This window comes from Ruminococcus sp. BSD2780120874_150323_B10, from assembly GCF_015553695.1.
In the GTDB taxonomy this organism is placed as follows: domain Bacteria; phylum Bacillota; class Clostridia; order Oscillospirales; family Acutalibacteraceae; genus Ruminococcoides; species Ruminococcoides intestinale_A.
Genome location: NZ_JADNHD010000003.1, coordinates 16256 through 32781, shown reverse-complemented (window position 1 = coordinate 32781; position 16526 = coordinate 16256). Strand labels below are relative to the sequence as shown.

Here is a 16526-nt window from a genome sequence, read left to right as displayed (position 1 = left end):
CTCCCATTATTTCATATTTTTTCTGTTTAATGCAAAAATTCAATTATTTTGCAAGTTTATTCGATACATTTCAATAAAATTATACAACAGCGGCTAAAATATTTCAACAACAATTTTGTAAATTTAATAGCAAAATATTCTAAAAATGCATTGACTTTTGTTTATTTTTGATTTATTATAGCAGTGTATAAACATAAATATAGGAGAACTTTATTATGAAATGTCCAAACTGCGGATTTGATTGCGAGGGCAACTTTTGCACAATGTGCGGAGCTTCGCTTAAATCACAATCACCACAAACCGAAAATAAACAGAACCCATATATAAATATTGAGAACAAACAACCCTTAAACAATTCTGCATCGGCAGTGCAAAACCAAAATAATACAAATTATGCCAACACTGCACAGCAGAATAATTTTCAAAATGTACAGGCTCAACCGCAGCAAAGTAATTTTTCGGGTACACAGCCTCAACAGCAGACGAATTTTTCTTATTTTCCACAGCAAAGACCAAACGGTTTTGTAAATGTTCCCGTACAGGGGCAGAACGGAGTTGCGCCTATTCCCACACAATCGCCTGTACCTAAAAAGAACAGCGGCAGAACAGGTAAAATTGTTGCCGCCTGCATACTCGGCGGAGTAATTTTGGCAGGTGTGGTAATTGTAATAGTGTCTGCCATAGTAAACAGTCTCGATTTACAACTGTCGGAACCCACAGATGTTGATAAAATTGACTCTACTCAATACAAAGTAGGAGAGAAAGCCGAAACATTGTTTGGCGGCATAACAATGACCGATATTCAAACAGGTTCTTTTTCGTTAGAGTCAATGACATCCTCATATGATGCTCCGAAAGAGTATAAGTTTGATTTTTATGTTGAAAATACCACAGACGATGATTTCACAATATCTTTCGATGATTTTAATGTTACCGTCAAGGACAGCAGTACGAATTATTCGTTTACAAATATCAGCGTTGACGGAAATCCCGATAAACTCACAATAAAGCCGCATACAAGCGACACATTTACCATATATCGCTGTGATTCAAATCGTAAAGAGGACGGCAGTTTGAAGATAAACTATAATTATGAGTGCGGCGATAGTAAAGGCAAGGTTGTTTTTACAAAGAACTGCGATAAAATTTACAGCAGTTTATTTGAAGAGGCAGATACCGATTTCGGTACTGTAAAAATAACTGATGTAACAAAGCCGAGCACAAAATATATTTATGATACCTATATTAAGGGCAGTAACCTGCAAACGGGCGGCGCTACATTAGATGAAAGCGATTTTGACGACAGCGTTGCTTATGATACGGAAACCTTTGCGATATATGAATTTACCGTTAATGCCGATAATTTCAGTAACAGCGGCAAAAAAGTATATTTAAAGGAAATTTCAGCGTCTGAAGACACAGATGCGGACATAGTTCCTTATGACGGACTGTCTTCCGATTATATTGTTCCGATTGCGGTTGTAAGCGATAATTATAAATATTTTATCAGTGATTATGATTCTCAAAGTTTGAATTTAATGATTGACAGTGATAAAACAACTACATTTAAATACATAGCGGCTATCAGAAAAGACAGCGATTATTATTTTAATATGAGCTTTAAGTTTGACAACGGAAACACCGTAATTACAGAAACAAGCGTTGACGAACTTGAAGAAAATATCAATAATTAATGTAAATTGAATAAAAAATAAATGACCGTAAATCCGATAAAGATTGCGGTCATTTTTTAATCGGGCACAGAGTTTTTAACGTTATATTATAATTATGTTAAAAACTCTGTGCCGAATTAAATGTAACAATATTGTAAAGTATAATTTGTATAATAATTCTTTTTTTAAGACATTGTAAGTATTATGTGTATAATATGCAAATTCTTTAACAGAAAAATTGCAGAAAAGCTCTCAAAATTCGTCACACGAAAAATACACAATACTTGAAATATTGACAGTATAATGATATAATTCAAGATAGGTTATTATGTGTCAGAATGAAATTTTATGATTTGGAAGTGAGTTATTAAAGATGAGCAGATTTTTTAAGGACATCAAAAAATTCTTTAACTACACGGTATTTTCTTCAAAGGCGGAACTTAAGTCCGAAGTAGCGGGCTCTTTCTTGAGCTGGCTGTGGTGGATTCTTGATCCGTTCTTCTTTATGCTTGTGTATTCGTTTATCGCAATCCTTGTATTTAAGAGCGGCGAGCCGTATTTCCCGGTATTCGTATTTATCGGTCTTAACTGTTGGCAGTTCTTCAGCAAGGTTGTTAAAAGCTGCGTAAAAGTCGTGCAGTCCAAAAAGATGATTGTCACGAAAGTTTATATACCTAAGCACATATTTATTCTTGAAAAAATCGGTGTTTACGGTTTTAAGATGCTTGTATCCTATGCTCTTACGGTTCTTCTTATGATTATTTACCAAGTGCCTTTAAGCTGGAGAATGTTCTGGGCATTGCCGATTATGGCCCTTTTGGTGGTAATCACATTTGCCTGCAGTACAATTATGCTCCACTTCGGTGTATTTGTTGAGGACTTGCTCAATGTAATTACCATTGTTTTGCAGCTTGGTTTCTACATTTCAGGTATTTTCTATTCAATCGAAAATAAACTTGACGGTATTTTGGGTGAGCTTTTGATTAAATGTAATCCGATAGCTCTTATTATCTGCGATTTAAGACGAGTGCTTATTTATAATCAGGATCCACACTGGGTAGCATTGCTTGCGTGGTTTGTTGTTGGCATCGTTATCAGTGTTATTGGCATCAGAACGATTTATAAGCACGAAAACAGCTATGTAAAGGTGATTTAATTATGGGAGAATCAGCAATTTCAGTCAGAAATGTTAAAATTAAATACAGATGTTTTAAAAAGGTTTCGCTTTTAAAGTCTATTTTTGCACCGAGAAAGAATAAGAAAATTGAGTATTTTGAGGCTGTAAAGGGTGTTTCTTTTGAGGTTGAAAAGGGTCAGATTTTGGGTATTGTCGGCAAAAACGGCAGCGGTAAATCTACACTTCTTAAGGCAATCGCAGGCATTTTTTCACCTGATGAGGGCGAAATCGACCTTCACGGTCATTCGATTTCCTTGCTTTCAATCGGCGTAGGCTTTCAGAATAAATTAAGCGGCAGGGAAAATATTTTCCTTTCGGGTATGCTTTTAGGCTTTGAAAGACCGCAGATTGAAGAAAAACTCGACGAAATCATAGAATTTTCCGAACTCGGTGACTTTATTGACCGCCCTGTAAAGACATATTCAAGCGGTATGTATTCAAAGCTCGCTTTCTCAATTACAGCTATTCTTGAAACCGAAATTATGCTTATTGACGAGGTTTTGAGCGTTGGTGACGCAAAGTTTAAGAAGAAGAGCTACGAAAAAATGCGTAGCCTTATTATGAATAAAGACAGAACGGTTGTTATTGTATCTCATAGCTCAGACACACTCAGAAAGCTTTGCGACAATATTCTTTGGCTGCACGATGGCGTAGTAAAGATGCAGGGCACTACCGAAGAGGTGCTTCCTTTGTACGAAGAGTTTATGTCTTAACGGTGGCGGTATGTCAAGATTTTTTGAAAAACTCAAAGATGTAAAACCGAGAGATATACTGCATATTTTTCTGTTTATATTTGCCTTGCCGATTGCACTCGTGTATAAAATTTTCAGAAAAGATTTATGGCTTGTGTGCGATAACGGAGTGGAGGCAACGGACAACGGATTTTGTTTTTTTGAATATGTGTGCAAAAATCACCCCGAGCAGGACTGCGTTTATGCGGTGTATAAAAACAGCGTTGATTACGAAAATGTCAAAAAAACCGGCAAAACCGTAAAGTACGGCAGTTTTGCTCACTGGATTTTATATCTTACCGCAAAGGTAAACATCAGTTCTCAAAAGGGCGGAAAGCCGAATTATGCCGTATGCTATCTGCTTGAGGTTTACGGAATTTTGCGCAACAGCCGTGTGTTTTTACAACATGGGGTAATTCTTACAAATATTGATTTTCTTTATTATAAAAACACAAAAATGAGTATGTTTGTCACCAGCACATACAGGGAATGGGAGTATGTAAACAATAATTACGGTTATCCCGAGGGCACTGTAAAATTACTCGGACTTCCCCGCTGGGACAAGCTTCACGATTTTAAAACAGTGCCGAATCAGATACTTATTATGCCGACATGGCGTGACTGGATCGGTACAGACGCACTTTCAAAAAGCATTGAAGATGATAAAAAGGCTTTTTGCGAGAGCGATTATTTTAAAAATTGGAGTAAAATAATCAACAGCAAACGACTTGAAGAAATTTGCGAAAAGTACGGCTGTACTGTTATGTTTTACCCGCACAGGGATATGCAGAGATTTATCGACTGCTTTTCAAAGAGCAATCCGTACCTTACAATCTGCAAATATCCCGAATATACCGTGCAGGAGCTTATGAAAAGCTCGGCATTTATGATTACCGATTACTCAAGCGTGCAGATTGACTTTGCTTATATGAAAAAGCCGCTTGCGTATTTTCAGTTTGATTATGAAAGATTTTCGGAGCAGCACTACGGTAAAGGTTATTTTGACTATACCGAGGACGGATTTGGCCCTGTTTATAACGAAGAACAGGGACTTATGAACTATATAGAGCAGATGGCACAGCGTTCGTTTGCGAACACAGAGCTTTATTTAAACAGACACAAGGAATTTTTTGACTTGTACGATACGGAAAATTCAAAGAGAAATTACGAGGCTGTCAAAGAAAGATGGCCGTGAGGTATGTATGGAAGAGAAAAACACAAACCCGATTGATTTTGTAATAATTTGGGTTGACGGCAACGATAAGCAGTGGCAGGCGGAAAAAGCCAAGTATGACGGCAAAACGGTCACCAATGCCAACAGTGAAGTTCGTTTCAGAGATTGGGACAACTTGCAGTATTGGTTCAGAGGTGTGGAAAAGTTTGCCCCTTGGGTAAATAAAATTCACTTTGTCACCTGGGGACATCTGCCGAAGTGGCTTGATACAACAAACCCAAAACTTAACATTGTAAATCATAAAGATTACATTCCGTCAAAGTATCTTCCTACCTTTAATTCACATACTATTGAGCTTAATTTGCACCGTATAAAGGGACTTTCGGAACAGTTTGTGTATTTTAATGACGATATGTTTATTACCGCACCGACTAAACCGGAGGACTTTTTCAAAGACGGTATGCCTTGCGACACATTTGCGCTTGACTGCATTTGTTTTAATAAGGACAGCGCAGGTTTCTTTAACGGTGCGGATGTTTCTATCATTAACGACCATTTCGATAAGGAAAAAGTCTTTAAGCGTGACTGGAAAAAGTGGTATAGCGGTAAGAACGGAATGAAAAATCATTTAAAAACGACGCTTTTGTTGCCGTGGCATTGGTTTCCGGGCTTTTACTATCAGCACACTCCGTCAAGTTTTATGAAAGCGACTTTTGAAGAAATTTGGAAAAAAGAATACGATGCGCTGGATTCTACCTGTATGGATAAATTCAGAAAAACAGGCAATGTAAACCAGTGGCTTATGAAGTTCTGGCAGTTGGCGGCAGGCAATTATACAGTCCGCAGGGACAGCTTTGCATACTGCTATCATGTCAAGGAGTATAATTATCCCGATTTGTGCAGGGATATTCCTTTACAAAAGCATAATATGATTTGTATTAACGATACAGCCGAAACTACGGATTTTGAGGTGAAAAAGCAGGGCGTCATTGATGCATTTGAAAAACTTTTGCCTGAAAAATCAACTTTTGAGCTGTAATTTCAGTTTATTTAATTTGCATTTTGCGGTTTCGGTAAAATTACCGAGGCATAAACCATATACTAAAGGAGTAATTTGATGGGTAGAAATTTTATATGGCTGTTTGGCGAAAATCTTGCCGCAACCTCAAATAATAACTCATATTATTTTTGGAAACAGGTAGTACGCCGCAGGGACGGTATAGACAAGTACATTGTGCTTGAAAAAAATGCCGCCAATAAAGAAACCTACGCCTCTCTTTCTGACAAAGAAAAGAGTTTTGTTGTTTGGAAAAACACAGTAAAGCATTTTAAGATTTACTTAAATGCCGATATGTACTTTGTTTCTTTGAGTTACAAGGATATTACTCCTACAAAGCTTGGTTTTTTTAAGACAGACTTTTTCATAGAAAAGCCTCTTATTTACTTACAGCACGGCACGCTTGGCATTAAAGCTATTGAATATAAGGGCTATGGCTACAATAATAATATGTTTCGTTTTTTGTATTACAACAAGAACATTAAGCCCACTCTTATGGATTACAATAAATTCAAAGATTATCAGCTTTACTACGGAATTTATCCGCCACGCTACATTGAGCTTGTAAAGCGCCACAAGGCATACCATGCACAGCCGCAGAACGGCAAGAATATACTTTGGTTTATGACATGGAGAGAGTACCTTGGCGACAACTATATGACACAGATGCTTATGCATCAGATTAAGGGTGTGCTTTCAAGCCAAAAACTTGCCGATTATCTTGATAAAACAAATTCCGTTTTTACGGTTTGTTTGCACCAATTTTTTGATGAAGAGAAAATCGAAGAATTCAAGGAATGTGCAAAGACAGACAGAATCAAGTTTATTCATTCGCACAAAACAGATGTGCTTGACGAACTTGCGAAAAATGATGTTCTCATTACAGACTATTCTTCGGTAGGCTTTGACTTTACGGTGCTCAATAAGCCTGTAATTTTGTATCAGCCTGATTTGAAGAATTACCTTGCAAAGCGTAACCTTTACTGCGAGGTAGAGGAGCTTGAGCAGTGCTCTTACACAAAAGCAAGACAGCTTGTTGACGCTATTGCCGACGAAACCTATACGATAAATCCGTTCTTTAAGTCAAGACTTCCGGAAGAGATTGACTATGACTTTATTGAGAGCGGTGCTCATATTGACAGAATGTATGAGGAATTTTCTGCAATTCAGAAGAATAAGGTAACATTCCTCGGCTATAACTTCTACGGTGTAGGCGGTACGGTTTTTGCTACCCGTTCGCTTGCGGAGGCTTTGCTTGAGAAAAACTATCTTGTAGAGCTTTTGTCGCTAAAGTGCACCGCAAAGCCAAAGGAAATGCCTTACGGATTGCAGCTTACAGCATTGTATAAGGCAAATTCACGCAGAAAGATTGAACTTTTAAAGCGTGGCTTCTTTAGATGGAAAGGGCTTTACGGTCACCTTGACTGCGATTGCAGCAGACAGAATCTTTCTCCGTATGCAGGTATGGCAATGAGAAAGAAACTTGAGAATATAAACAGTAAGACTGTAATTTCAACAAGAGAATCTCTCCACCTTTTCCTTAATGACGCTACATCGGAGAAAATTGAGGAGAAAATCTATTTCTTCCATTGTACAGCCGCACTTGTAAATGAGCTTTTCCCCGACATTGTTAATAAAATGGAGAAAATCGACATCGGCAAGGCTGTATTTGTAAGTGAAGAAAACCGTCAGCTTTACCTTGATAAATTTAATTTTAAAAACTATAAGGATTATATCGTGCTCGGCAATACTCTTGAGTCAAGCCGAAGTGTGGCAAGAGAGGACATAGGAGCGGAAGAAGAGGACGATAATAAAAAGAAAGTTGATGTGCCGGAGCGTGATTACTTCCTCGGTATGTATTTGCTCAGAATCAGCCATGAGCGTGAGGCTGACATTAACAATCTTATCGGCTTTGCCAAGTATCTTAAAGAGCAGAATGTTGATGACATTGTAATTGATGTTTACGGTACGGGCGACTATCTTAACGAATTTCTCGATAAGATTTTTGATAACGAGGTTGAAGATTATATTTGTTATTGCGGCGAAACTTCTAATCCGAAAAATCAGATGAAAAATCACGATGCGGTTGTTGACTTTACTCTCAACCATTCATTCGGTATGCCGTATATTGAGGCTATCCTTAACGGAAAGATGGTTTATTGTACAGAGAACACAGGTTCAAGGGAAGTTCTTAACGGCATTGACGGTTGTATCTATACTTCATATGAGGACTTGCTCGATAAGATTCGTAAGTTCCCACAGGTTACAGATGACCAACTCAGAAGTAACTATGATAAAATCAGTAAGGTATATTCAAGAGAGGTTCTCGGCGAGAAATTTGTTGATTTTCTTGAAAAATAATTAATAATTAAACGGCAGCACTTTGAAATTAAATTCACAAGTGTTGCCGTTTTTGATTGAAATAAGGTTCTTTATCAAAAGTTGGGGTAATTTATGGTTTAGCGGAACAAATCAGAAAAGCAATTATAAAAGTTTGGTCGACCTTTTCAAAGGTCGTGGGTGTGGGCAAAGCCCACAAATACTTTCCGTTTATGCAATCTAACGATAGCCAAACAGCTCGCTGTTTGGCGGCTTGAACACAACGGCGAAAGGCTTTGCGATAGCAACTAAAGAAAATATACTTTATTTCATAGTCAGCGCAATGCGTTGACTGTTTTTGTTTATATGGTTGCCGCCTGTTTTGTTAAACTTTCTTTCACGCACACTGACAGCAAGCAGTCAGTGCATAATAATTTGTTATAACATAAGATATTATGGGCTCTGCCCAAACCCGCAAGCCTTTAAAAAGGCGTGACCTAAATTTTTAAATTATTTAGCTTCAACAGTGCGATAAACCATAATTTGAAATATAAAATTAACATAATTAAAAAAAGGAACCTTGTACAAGATTCCTTTTAGTGTATTGTTTATTCTGACGGAGCATCAATGGTTACGGTCATATAATCGTCATCTTCTTTGTATGAAAGATATACATTATAGCCGTCTTTATCATCTGCGGAATAATAGCCCTCATAACTGCTTTCGTCAACGGTAAAGCCGAGTTGCTTGCATTTGTCAACATATTCGTTAAATTGGTCTAAAGATAAACCGTAAGCCTCAAATCCAAAAGAATCTTCATTATCTATGGATTTCTTTACCACCTTTACATCAGGCTTAGGAATTTTTGTGCCGAGTTCCGATGTGGTCCAATAATATGCCTCTTCGGTATTTTCATCTTCTGAATATTTTTTAGTGCTGAAATCATAATATGAAGTGTAGATTTTATTGTCATTAATGTATTTTATGGTAGCAACATCGGGTTCAACCAAATTAAAGTGATTTATGTCTTTTAAATAATAAATACCGCTGTAATAATAGCAGTTTATATTTTTTGCGGATTCTCCGGGTTCAACAATTTTTTCGGTTTCTGCGTGCATAGAAATATCCCTTTGTTTTAATTCGGAAATATCATCATCACTCATTGAAAATTTATCTTTAATCTCGTTGTAGAAATTTTCCTTGTCCTCTTCCGTTACCGAGCCTTTTTCTTTAAATGTCATTTCAAAATCCGTAACTGTATATTTTGAATTGTTTGTATAGTCTAAAAGAACATATTTTTCACCGTCAACAATTCCTTGATCCACATTCCATGCAATATCATCAATTTTAATTGTTTCTCTCTTCTTTGCCGGTTGTTTTGTCTGTGATACAGCAGATGCATCATCGCTTGTTTGACTTGCAACGCCCTCACTGCCTGTCGAAGCCTGCGGTGCTCCATTGTCGGAGCATCCGGCAAAAACTATTGTAGCAGACGCCGCAACAATAACAGCTATAAATGTACATAAATTTTTCTTAACGGTATTTTTCATAATTATGACCATTCCTTTCCGCCTTGCTACAAGGCGCAAAAATAAATGAAAGCAACTTGTAGTAAAGCTATGTAAAAATTGTTAGAATGTACTTGAGAAAGCAAACACACTACAGTGCACGAAGAGGTGAGTAGGCTCAGCGTATACTGAACTGAATATTTATGTGTGTCTGATGCTCTTTCAAGCACAATTAATTAGGGCATTGAACCCTGTAAACTTATCTTTGGAGAGATATACTACTCAATCTTTCAGTGAGCATCCAGTTCCTGTTTGTTTCCTCAAAATATTAATTTTGAGGGATGTGTTGTGTTAAAAATCGTTTATCCTGTTTGCTGTGGAATAGATGTCCACAAAACCTTTATCTATTGTTGCATTGCAACTACCGACAACAAGGGTATTACCACCTACAAAAGCAATCGTTTTTCGACTTTTACTAATCAACTGAAACGATGTGCAACTTGGCTCAAAGAGAATGATTGTAAGGATGTTTGTATGGAATCCACGGGCAAATATTGGATTCCTGTTTACAACACTCTTGAATTGTCCTGCAATATTGTTTTGACTCACCCCAAATATGTTAAAGCAATTAAGGGAAAGAAAACTGACAAAAGGGATGCCAAATGGATTGCTGACCTTTTTAAGCATGATTTAATTAACGGTAGCTTTATTCCTCCGGCTGATATTCGTCAGTTAAGGGATTTAACCCGTTATCGAAACAAGCTAACTAATTTTATTGTCGGTGAGAAAAACCGTGCGCAAAATTGCCTGACTGTTTCCAATATCAAATTAGATGATGTTTTCATTTTATGGCTTGACTTTTATTTGCAGGACTCCTTAATGTAAATCCGTTGACATTATTATATAAAAATAAAAATAAAAAAGTGTATGCTGTCAGCATACACTAAGAAAATAAAAAAACTTATTTGATTGATAAAACTTAAATCTTTGGATTATGGCTTAGCACACGATTTAAGCCAAATAATTAAAAAAAGGTCGACCAAACTTTTATAATTGCTTGGCAAAGCATTATGCTAAACCATAATTTAGCCCAATTGTTGATAAAGAACCGGCTTATAAAAATTAATTCTAAAATTAGTTCTAAGGAGATTTTCTTATTTTATCGGTATCAATTATAAAATTACATACTCTCCGGGCAAGAGATGTTGAACATTGTAAGAACATTCTTGATTACAACCTTTACGCTTTCGCAAAGTGCAAGTCTTGCCTGTGTGAGTGCCTCGTCTTCGCCTTTAACACGGCAGGCATTGTAGAACTTGTGGAAAAGTGTTGCAAGCTGTGTTACATAGCGGGTAATCTTGGTTGGGTCATAGTCCTTAGCCGCACTCTCAATCTCATTTGTATATGATGCGAGGTGGTGGATAAGCTCCTTTTCTTCGGGCGCTGTGAGAAGTGCAAGCTCCGCATCTGTACATTTGCGTGGGTTAATTCCGTCTTTTGCAAGCGCCTTTATGATACTGCAAATTCTTGCGTGTGCATACTGAACATAATATACAGGGTTCTGGTTGTCCTGTGCAACCGCAAGGTCAAGGTCAAAGTCCATCTGTGTATTTGCCTCACGGGTGTTGAATAAGAATCTTGCGCTGTCAACAGGTACTTCCTCAAGGAGGTCGCCAAGCTGAATTGCTTTACCTGTACGCTTGCTCATTCTTACGATTTCGCCGTTCTTAACGAGTTTTACAAGCTGCATAAGCACAACATTGAGTTTGTCGCCGTCATAGCCGATAGCGTCCATTGCACCTTTCATACGCATTACATGACCGTGGTGGTCTGCGCCCCATATATCAATAAGAGTTGTAAAACCTCTGTCAAATTTATTTTTGTGATAAGCAATGTCGGCTGTAAAGTAAGTAGGGTTGCCGTTCTGACGGATGAGTACATCGTCTTTTAATTCAAGATTGTCAATGTATTTTTGAGTTTTGCCCTGCTTTAAGAGTTTTTCTGTAAGTACCTGCTTGTTCTTGTACCATACAGCGCCGTCCTGCTCATATGTAAGTCCTTTTTCCGTGAGTGTGTCAACAACCGCCTTTACAGCGCCGCTCTTATGAAGTTCACTCTCAAAGAACCACTTGTCATAGGTAATGTTGTATTTTGCCATATCGCTCTGCATTTTGCTGATGTTCTTAGGAAGAGCAAAGTCTACAAGAGCCTTTTTGCGCTCCTCAGCCGATACATTTACAAGGCTGTCGCCGTTAATGTCGGCGTACTCCTGCGCAAGCTCTGTGATATCTGCGCCCTGATAACCGTCCTCGGGGAATACGATTTCGTCACCCTTAAAAATTTGAAGATAACGGGCCTCGAGTGAGCAGCCGAACTTTTCAATCTGATTGCCTGCGTCGTTTACATAAAATTCACGCCATACATTGTAGCCTGCCTTATCAAGAACAGCGGCAAGACAGTCGCCGAGTGCGCCGCCTCTTGCGTTACCCATATGCATAGGGCCTGTAGGGTTTGCGGATACGAACTCTACCATTACCTTTTCGCCCTTGCCAAAATCCGAATTGCCGTAGGTTTCCGGATTTTCAAGTACGCTGTTTACTACTGCGGAATAAAATTTTGAACCGAGGAAAAAGTTGATGAATCCCGGACCTGCGGTTTCAAATCTTTCGCACATTGTACCCTCAAGGTCGAGGTGTGATGTGATAGCCTGTGCAATTTTAAAAGGAGGCATACGGAAAGCCTTTGCGCCAGCCATAGCGGCATTTGTTGCAAAGTCGCCGTGTGATCTGTCGGCAGGTGTTTCTATAATAAAATCGGGTAATTCTGCCTGTGGCAGGTTACCCTCTGAAATTGCCTTTTCAATGGCAGAATTAATTGCAAGTTTAAGCTTGCCGATTGCTTCAGCATAAATGTTCATTGTTTTCTACCTCTTTCTTCTTTTCAATGTCTATTTTAAATCGGTTTTCACTCACAAGGTCCGAGTTGAAGTCAAGAGTGTAGATAACCTCAAGTGAACCACCGTTTTCGTTAAGATTGTTGTTCAGCGTTTTTGTAAACACACCGATTGAAAGCGTGCCCGCAATGGTTTGGTACATACACTGATGTCTTTTGCCTTTTTCAAGTATAAGTTGAGAACTTAACGGTCCTTTGCGTGAAATCGTAACGGTTTCGTCCTCCACCTTGACAAGGTTGTTAAAAAACTTATCGGGCAAATCCTCGTCATATTCCTTGTAATTTATAAAGAAATGACCGTTTTTCATCATATATTTGCCCTCGGTAAGCACCTCTATGCGGTCGTCCTGACCGTCAACTTGCTGTTCGCCGACAATCGAAATCATATAGGGATTTTTATCTTTTTCCATAAATTCCTCCGATTATCAGTATTTCTCAATGTTTATCTGAGTTACTGTGTGCTCCATATTTTTGCCAAGGAATAACTCCGCAACGCTTTCAAAGCCCTCGGGAGTGTCGCTTACAAAGAATGATGAAGCGCCTTGCTCGGTGCTGTTGTTGAGAAGATTATTTTCTCCGAGCACCTTTTTGGTGTATAAAGCGGTTTCGTAGCCGGAGTCAATAAGCTCAATGCTGTTGCCGATTACGCTTGAAATCGCATCTGCAAGCAACGGATAATGAGTACAGCCCAAAATGAGTGTGTCAATATCATTTTCCACAAGCTCCGTAAGGTAATGCTTTATTGTGAGGCGAACAATCTGATCGTCTTTATGTATAAATCCGTTTTCCACAAGCGGAACAAAGAGAGGGCAAGCCTTTTCAAATACCTTAAATTCGGGATTTAACTTTTCAAGACGAGCCTTGTAGTTATGTGTGCTTATTGTAGCGGCTGTGGCTATAACGCCGATTCTGCCTGTTTTTGTCTTTTTTGCAGTAGCAAAGGCAGTCGGATTTATAACGCCTGTGTAAGGAACAGGCAGGTTGCTTTCGAGCTTTTTGCCTGCAACAGAACTAACCGTACCGCAGGCGGCAACAATCATTTTTACATTATTCTCAAGCAAAAAATTTGTATCCTGAAAAGCATATTTTGTAATGATTTCTCGGCTTCGGTTTCCGTAGGGAACTCTGCCCGTATCGCCGAAGTATATTATATTTTCATTTGGAAGAATGTGCAGAAATTCTCTTACCGCACTCAATCCTCCAAGCCCGGAGTCAAACACACCGATGGCATTAGCTGAAGACATATTAAAACCTTCTTTTCGTTATTGCATAAAATTATACCTCTTAATAATAACATATAAAGGCATCGGTTTCAAGTTAAAACAAAAAAATAATGCGTGCCGTTGCCCTTTTCTGTAATTGACAAGTGCACATATTAACTGTATAATATATTGGTGAATACATTTAGAAAGGATGTATGACTTTGGAAATAAAAAATGCTTTTGAATATATTGCAGGTAAGGTTGAGGCTCAGCTTGCTCCTGCCGGATATACAAGACAAAAGGTAGCGGCCGACGACAAGCAGGAAATTGTAGCGCTTTTTACAAGCGAAAATGTTGCTTATTCGGTAGTTTATTACAAAGAAAAAACTCATATGGTGCTGCGCACCTGTACTATGACAGAGGAAGGCCCTGATAACGAGTGGAAAACTCTTGCCACATGGATGCTTGACGAAGAAAGCACACAGAAAGATGTCGAGAGTATTTCAAACGACTTTATTGAGGGCGTTTCGGGCGCTGTTGCCGTTAAGCGTGCAAAGCAGATTAAGCAGAAAAAGAAAAAGGACGATGACGGCAATGCGGATCCAAAGTTCCTTGCAAAGCGCTTTGTAGCTGTTTTCCCTGAACTTAAAGAGGAAATCAAGTACGAAGAGGACGGATATTTTCCGTTCAGAGGCGCAACTTTCGCAAAAGAAAAGATTGCTCCGAAGATTGTTGATTATGTAAAATCAGCAACAAAGCCGCAGCTTGAAAAACTAGTTGGTATCTTTAATCTTCAGTACAACAACGGCGATGTTGACACACGCGCAATTATCACCATAGTATTGCTCAATGCACTTGATGATGAGCAGTTCAACAAAGTGTTTGAGTATTTAAGCGATGACCTGAAAAAGGCCGCAAAAGCCGCAAGAAAATACAAGGGCAAAAAGGTTAAGCCCGAAAAGCCGAAGAAAAAGAATGTTTCTAAAGCATCGACACTTAATGATTAATCTTATATAAAAGCAGAAATACTGCGATTTTTTGCGAAAAAACACTTGACTTAGTGTTTTGTATATGATAGAATAGTTATACCTCTGAAAGGGGCTTTATTTTTCTGCCCTATTGAGGGAGGCTAAAATATTCCGAAAAAACCGGGAGGTGCCGTTATGAGAGTTAAAATCACATTGGCCTGCACAGAGTGCAAACAGCGTAATTACAACACAATGAAAAACAAGAAAAACAGTCCCGACAGACTTGAAATGAACAAGTACTGCCGTTTCTGTAAGAAACACACTCCGCACAAGGAAACAAAATAATGGAGGTTTAAAATGGCTGACAAAAAGGTTGAAGCTAAAAAGGCTGACGCTAAGAAAGCGGATGCCAAGAAACCTGCTAAGAAAAACAAACAGAATGTTTTTCAAAAGCTTTTTAAGTACCTCAGTGCGTGCAAGGGTGAACTCAAGAAAATTACTTGGCCTTCACCAAAGCAGACTACAAAGAACTTCGGTATTGTTATCGGCGTAATTGTAGTTGTGGGACTGTTCATTTTCGGCCTTGACAGAGGACTTTTCGCTCTGCTCGGCTTAGTTATGAACACTTCAGCTTAATCTCTGTTATTACTAACTTACGAAAGGAAGAAAGTAAATGGCAGATCAAGAAGCAAAATGGTATGTAGTGCATACTTATTCCGGCTACGAAAATAAGGTAGCAGCTGACTTAATGACAACTGCAGAGAACAGAAATCTTCAGGATATGATTGTTGATGTTAAAGTACCTACAGAAATCGTAACCGAAACCGTCGGCGACAAAACAAAAGAGGTTGAAAATAAAATTTATCCTTGCTATGTATTTGTTAAGATGGTTTACACTGATGAAACGTGGTATGTAGTACGAAATATCAGAGGATGCACAGGATTTGTAGGACCGGGATCTAAACCTGTTCCACTTACAGATGCTGAGGTTTACAGAATGGGCGTTGAAACCCGCTCTGTAAAGGTGAACTACTCGGTGGGCGATTCAGTTCGTATTATCGATGGTCCCCTTGATGATTTTGTCGGTGTGGTTGAGGAAATCGACCCTGACAAAAACTATGTCCGTGTCATTGTTTCAATGTTCGGACGAGAAACTCCGGTTGAGCTTGAGTTAGGTCAGGCTGAACTGCTTGAGGATTAATCGCAGATAATTTGCCTTACGGCTTATTATTGGGAACAAAATGTTCCCTGTGGGAGGGAACCTACATAGTGGTGTCCCGCAATTTACCACGAATTTTGGAGGTGCAAACACAATGGCTCAGAAGGTAGTTGGCTTAATTAAGTTACAGATACCTGCCGGAAAGGCTACTCCGGCTCCGCCTGTTGGACCTGCTCTTGGTCAGCACGGCGTAAATATCGTTGCGTTCACAAAGGATTTTAACGAGCGCACAAAGAATGACATAGGTCTTATTATCCCTGTTGTTATCACAGTTTATGCAGACCGTTCATTCACTTTCGTTACTAAAACTCCACCGGCAGCAGTTCTTCTTAAGAAGGCTTGCGGCATTGAGAGTGGTTCTGGCGTACCAAACAAGACAAAGGTAGCTCAGATTACTCGTGAGCAGATCACAAAGATCGCAGAGCAGAAAATGCCGGACCTTAACGCAGGTTCTCTTGAAGCTGCAATCAGCATGGTTGCAGGTACTGCAAGAAGCATGGGTATTACAGTAGTTGACTAATTATCCGGGTGGGAGGGAATTCCCGA

General features: G+C 38.8%; 15 protein-coding genes and 1 pseudogene. 12 read left to right on the top strand and 4 right to left on the bottom strand.

The window, feature by feature from the left end; genetic code table 11:
* The first annotated feature begins 215 nt into the window (after positions 1–215).
* From I2E21_RS02760 to I2E21_RS12430, 6 genes are all read left to right on the top strand, one after another.
* Positions 216–1694, top strand: coding sequence for a DUF1720 domain-containing protein (locus tag I2E21_RS02760; RefSeq protein ID WP_195410350.1), 1479 nt, complete (start codon positions 216–218; stop codon positions 1692–1694).
* A 352-nt stretch (positions 1695–2046) separates the two neighbouring features.
* Entirely contained in the window at positions 2047–2829 is a 783-nt protein-coding gene (locus I2E21_RS02755) for a polysaccharide ABC transporter (protein ID WP_186936027.1), read from the top strand.
* A gap of 2 nt (positions 2830–2831) precedes the next feature.
* The gene (locus I2E21_RS02750; RefSeq protein ID WP_022235570.1) at positions 2832–3563 is read left to right on the top strand and encodes an ABC transporter ATP-binding protein; all 732 of its coding nucleotides are present in this window, start codon (positions 2832–2834) and stop codon (positions 3561–3563) included.
* A 10-nt stretch (positions 3564–3573) separates the two neighbouring features.
* On the top strand, positions 3574–4776 hold the full coding sequence (locus I2E21_RS02745) for a CDP-glycerol glycerophosphotransferase family protein (RefSeq protein ID WP_195410349.1): 1203 nt from the start codon (positions 3574–3576) through the stop codon (positions 4774–4776).
* A 7-nt stretch (positions 4777–4783) separates the two neighbouring features.
* Positions 4784–5794 carry a stealth family protein gene (locus I2E21_RS02740; RefSeq protein WP_195410348.1) on the top strand — a complete coding sequence of 337 codons (1011 nt, stop codon included), beginning with the start codon at positions 4784–4786 and terminating at the stop codon, positions 5792–5794.
* Between the two features lie 78 nt (positions 5795–5872).
* Entirely contained in the window at positions 5873–8173 is a 2301-nt protein-coding gene (locus tag I2E21_RS12430; RefSeq protein WP_195410347.1) for a CDP-glycerol glycerophosphotransferase family protein, read from the top strand.
* Positions 8174–8739: 566 nt separating this feature from the next.
* Here the strand turns inward: I2E21_RS12430 and I2E21_RS02730 are convergent.
* Positions 8740–9693, bottom strand: a complete 954-nt coding sequence (locus I2E21_RS02730; RefSeq protein WP_195410346.1) for a DUF6591 domain-containing protein — start codon at positions 9691–9693, stop codon at positions 8740–8742.
* Positions 9694–9987: 294 nt separating this feature from the next.
* On the opposite strand from I2E21_RS02730, the pseudogene I2E21_RS02725 reads away from it, so the two are divergent.
* Positions 9988–10479 (top strand): annotated as a pseudogene (locus I2E21_RS02725) (transposase); the annotation flags it as partial.
* A 340-nt stretch (positions 10480–10819) separates the two neighbouring features.
* Here I2E21_RS02725 and argS read toward each other — a convergent pair.
* From argS to murI, 3 genes are read right to left on the bottom strand one after another with little or no spacing between them, the layout of a single operon-like run.
* Positions 10820–12556: an arginine--tRNA ligase gene (argS, locus tag I2E21_RS02720; RefSeq protein WP_195410345.1), complete on the bottom strand. Its 1737-nt coding sequence runs from the start codon at positions 12554–12556 to the stop codon at positions 10820–10822.
* Positions 12540–13001 (bottom strand): DUF1934 domain-containing protein, encoded by a 462-nt coding sequence (locus I2E21_RS02715; RefSeq protein WP_195410344.1) that lies wholly within the window; start codon positions 12999–13001, stop codon positions 12540–12542. Before I2E21_RS02715 ends, argS begins: the two co-directional genes overlap by 17 nt.
* Positions 13002–13016: 15 nt before the next feature.
* Positions 13017–13835 carry a glutamate racemase gene (murI, locus tag I2E21_RS02710; RefSeq protein ID WP_195410343.1) on the bottom strand — a complete coding sequence of 273 codons (819 nt, stop codon included), beginning with the start codon at positions 13833–13835 and terminating at the stop codon, positions 13017–13019.
* Positions 13836–14014: 179 nt separating this feature from the next.
* On the opposite strand from murI, the gene I2E21_RS02705 reads away from it, so the two are divergent.
* The 5 genes from I2E21_RS02705 to rplK all read left to right on the top strand — a co-directional run bounded on the left by I2E21_RS02705 (position 14015) and on the right by rplK (position 16500).
* On the top strand, positions 14015–14800 hold the full coding sequence (locus tag I2E21_RS02705) for a hypothetical protein (RefSeq protein ID WP_195410342.1): 786 nt from the start codon (positions 14015–14017) through the stop codon (positions 14798–14800).
* A gap of 156 nt (positions 14801–14956) precedes the next feature.
* Positions 14957–15106 carry a 50S ribosomal protein L33 gene (gene rpmG, locus I2E21_RS02700; RefSeq protein WP_022235557.1) on the top strand — a complete coding sequence of 50 codons (150 nt, stop codon included), beginning with the start codon at positions 14957–14959 and terminating at the stop codon, positions 15104–15106.
* Positions 15107–15118: 12 nt separating this feature from the next.
* Positions 15119–15397, top strand: coding sequence for a preprotein translocase subunit SecE (gene secE / locus I2E21_RS02695; protein WP_022235556.1), 279 nt, complete (start codon positions 15119–15121; stop codon positions 15395–15397).
* A 37-nt stretch (positions 15398–15434) separates the two neighbouring features.
* Positions 15435–15962 carry a transcription termination/antitermination protein NusG gene (nusG, locus tag I2E21_RS02690; RefSeq protein WP_195410341.1) on the top strand — a complete coding sequence of 176 codons (528 nt, stop codon included), beginning with the start codon at positions 15435–15437 and terminating at the stop codon, positions 15960–15962.
* A gap of 112 nt (positions 15963–16074) precedes the next feature.
* Entirely contained in the window at positions 16075–16500 is a 426-nt protein-coding gene (rplK, locus tag I2E21_RS02685) for a 50S ribosomal protein L11 (RefSeq protein ID WP_022235554.1), read from the top strand.
* The last annotated feature ends 26 nt before the right edge of the window (positions 16501–16526 follow it).

Excerpts from the sequence above, each read along its gene's own strand:
- I2E21_RS02760 (WP_195410350.1), top strand. The coding sequence starts at position 216 with ATGAAATGTCCAAACTGCGGATTTGATTGCGAGGGCAACTTTTGCACA.
- I2E21_RS02755 (WP_186936027.1), top strand. The coding sequence starts at position 2,047 with ATGAGCAGATTTTTTAAGGACATCAAAAAATTCTTTAACTACACGGTA.
- I2E21_RS02750 (WP_022235570.1), top strand. The coding sequence starts at position 2,832 with ATGGGAGAATCAGCAATTTCAGTCAGAAATGTTAAAATTAAATACAGA.
- I2E21_RS02745 (WP_195410349.1), top strand. The coding sequence starts at position 3,574 with ATGTCAAGATTTTTTGAAAAACTCAAAGATGTAAAACCGAGAGATATA.
- I2E21_RS02740 (WP_195410348.1), top strand. The coding sequence starts at position 4,784 with ATGGAAGAGAAAAACACAAACCCGATTGATTTTGTAATAATTTGGGTT.
- I2E21_RS12430 (WP_195410347.1), top strand. The coding sequence starts at position 5,873 with ATGGGTAGAAATTTTATATGGCTGTTTGGCGAAAATCTTGCCGCAACC.
- I2E21_RS02730 (WP_195410346.1), bottom strand. The coding sequence starts at position 9,693 with ATGGTCATAATTATGAAAAATACCGTTAAGAAAAATTTATGTACATTT.
- argS (WP_195410345.1), bottom strand. The coding sequence starts at position 12,556 with ATGAACATTTATGCTGAAGCAATCGGCAAGCTTAAACTTGCAATTAAT.
- I2E21_RS02715 (WP_195410344.1), bottom strand. The coding sequence starts at position 13,001 with ATGGAAAAAGATAAAAATCCCTATATGATTTCGATTGTCGGCGAACAG.
- murI (WP_195410343.1), bottom strand. The coding sequence starts at position 13,835 with ATGTCTTCAGCTAATGCCATCGGTGTGTTTGACTCCGGGCTTGGAGGA.
- rpmG (WP_022235557.1), top strand. The coding sequence starts at position 14,957 with ATGAGAGTTAAAATCACATTGGCCTGCACAGAGTGCAAACAGCGTAAT.
- secE (WP_022235556.1), top strand. The coding sequence starts at position 15,119 with ATGGCTGACAAAAAGGTTGAAGCTAAAAAGGCTGACGCTAAGAAAGCG.
- nusG (WP_195410341.1), top strand. The coding sequence starts at position 15,435 with ATGGCAGATCAAGAAGCAAAATGGTATGTAGTGCATACTTATTCCGGC.
- rplK (WP_022235554.1), top strand. The coding sequence starts at position 16,075 with ATGGCTCAGAAGGTAGTTGGCTTAATTAAGTTACAGATACCTGCCGGA.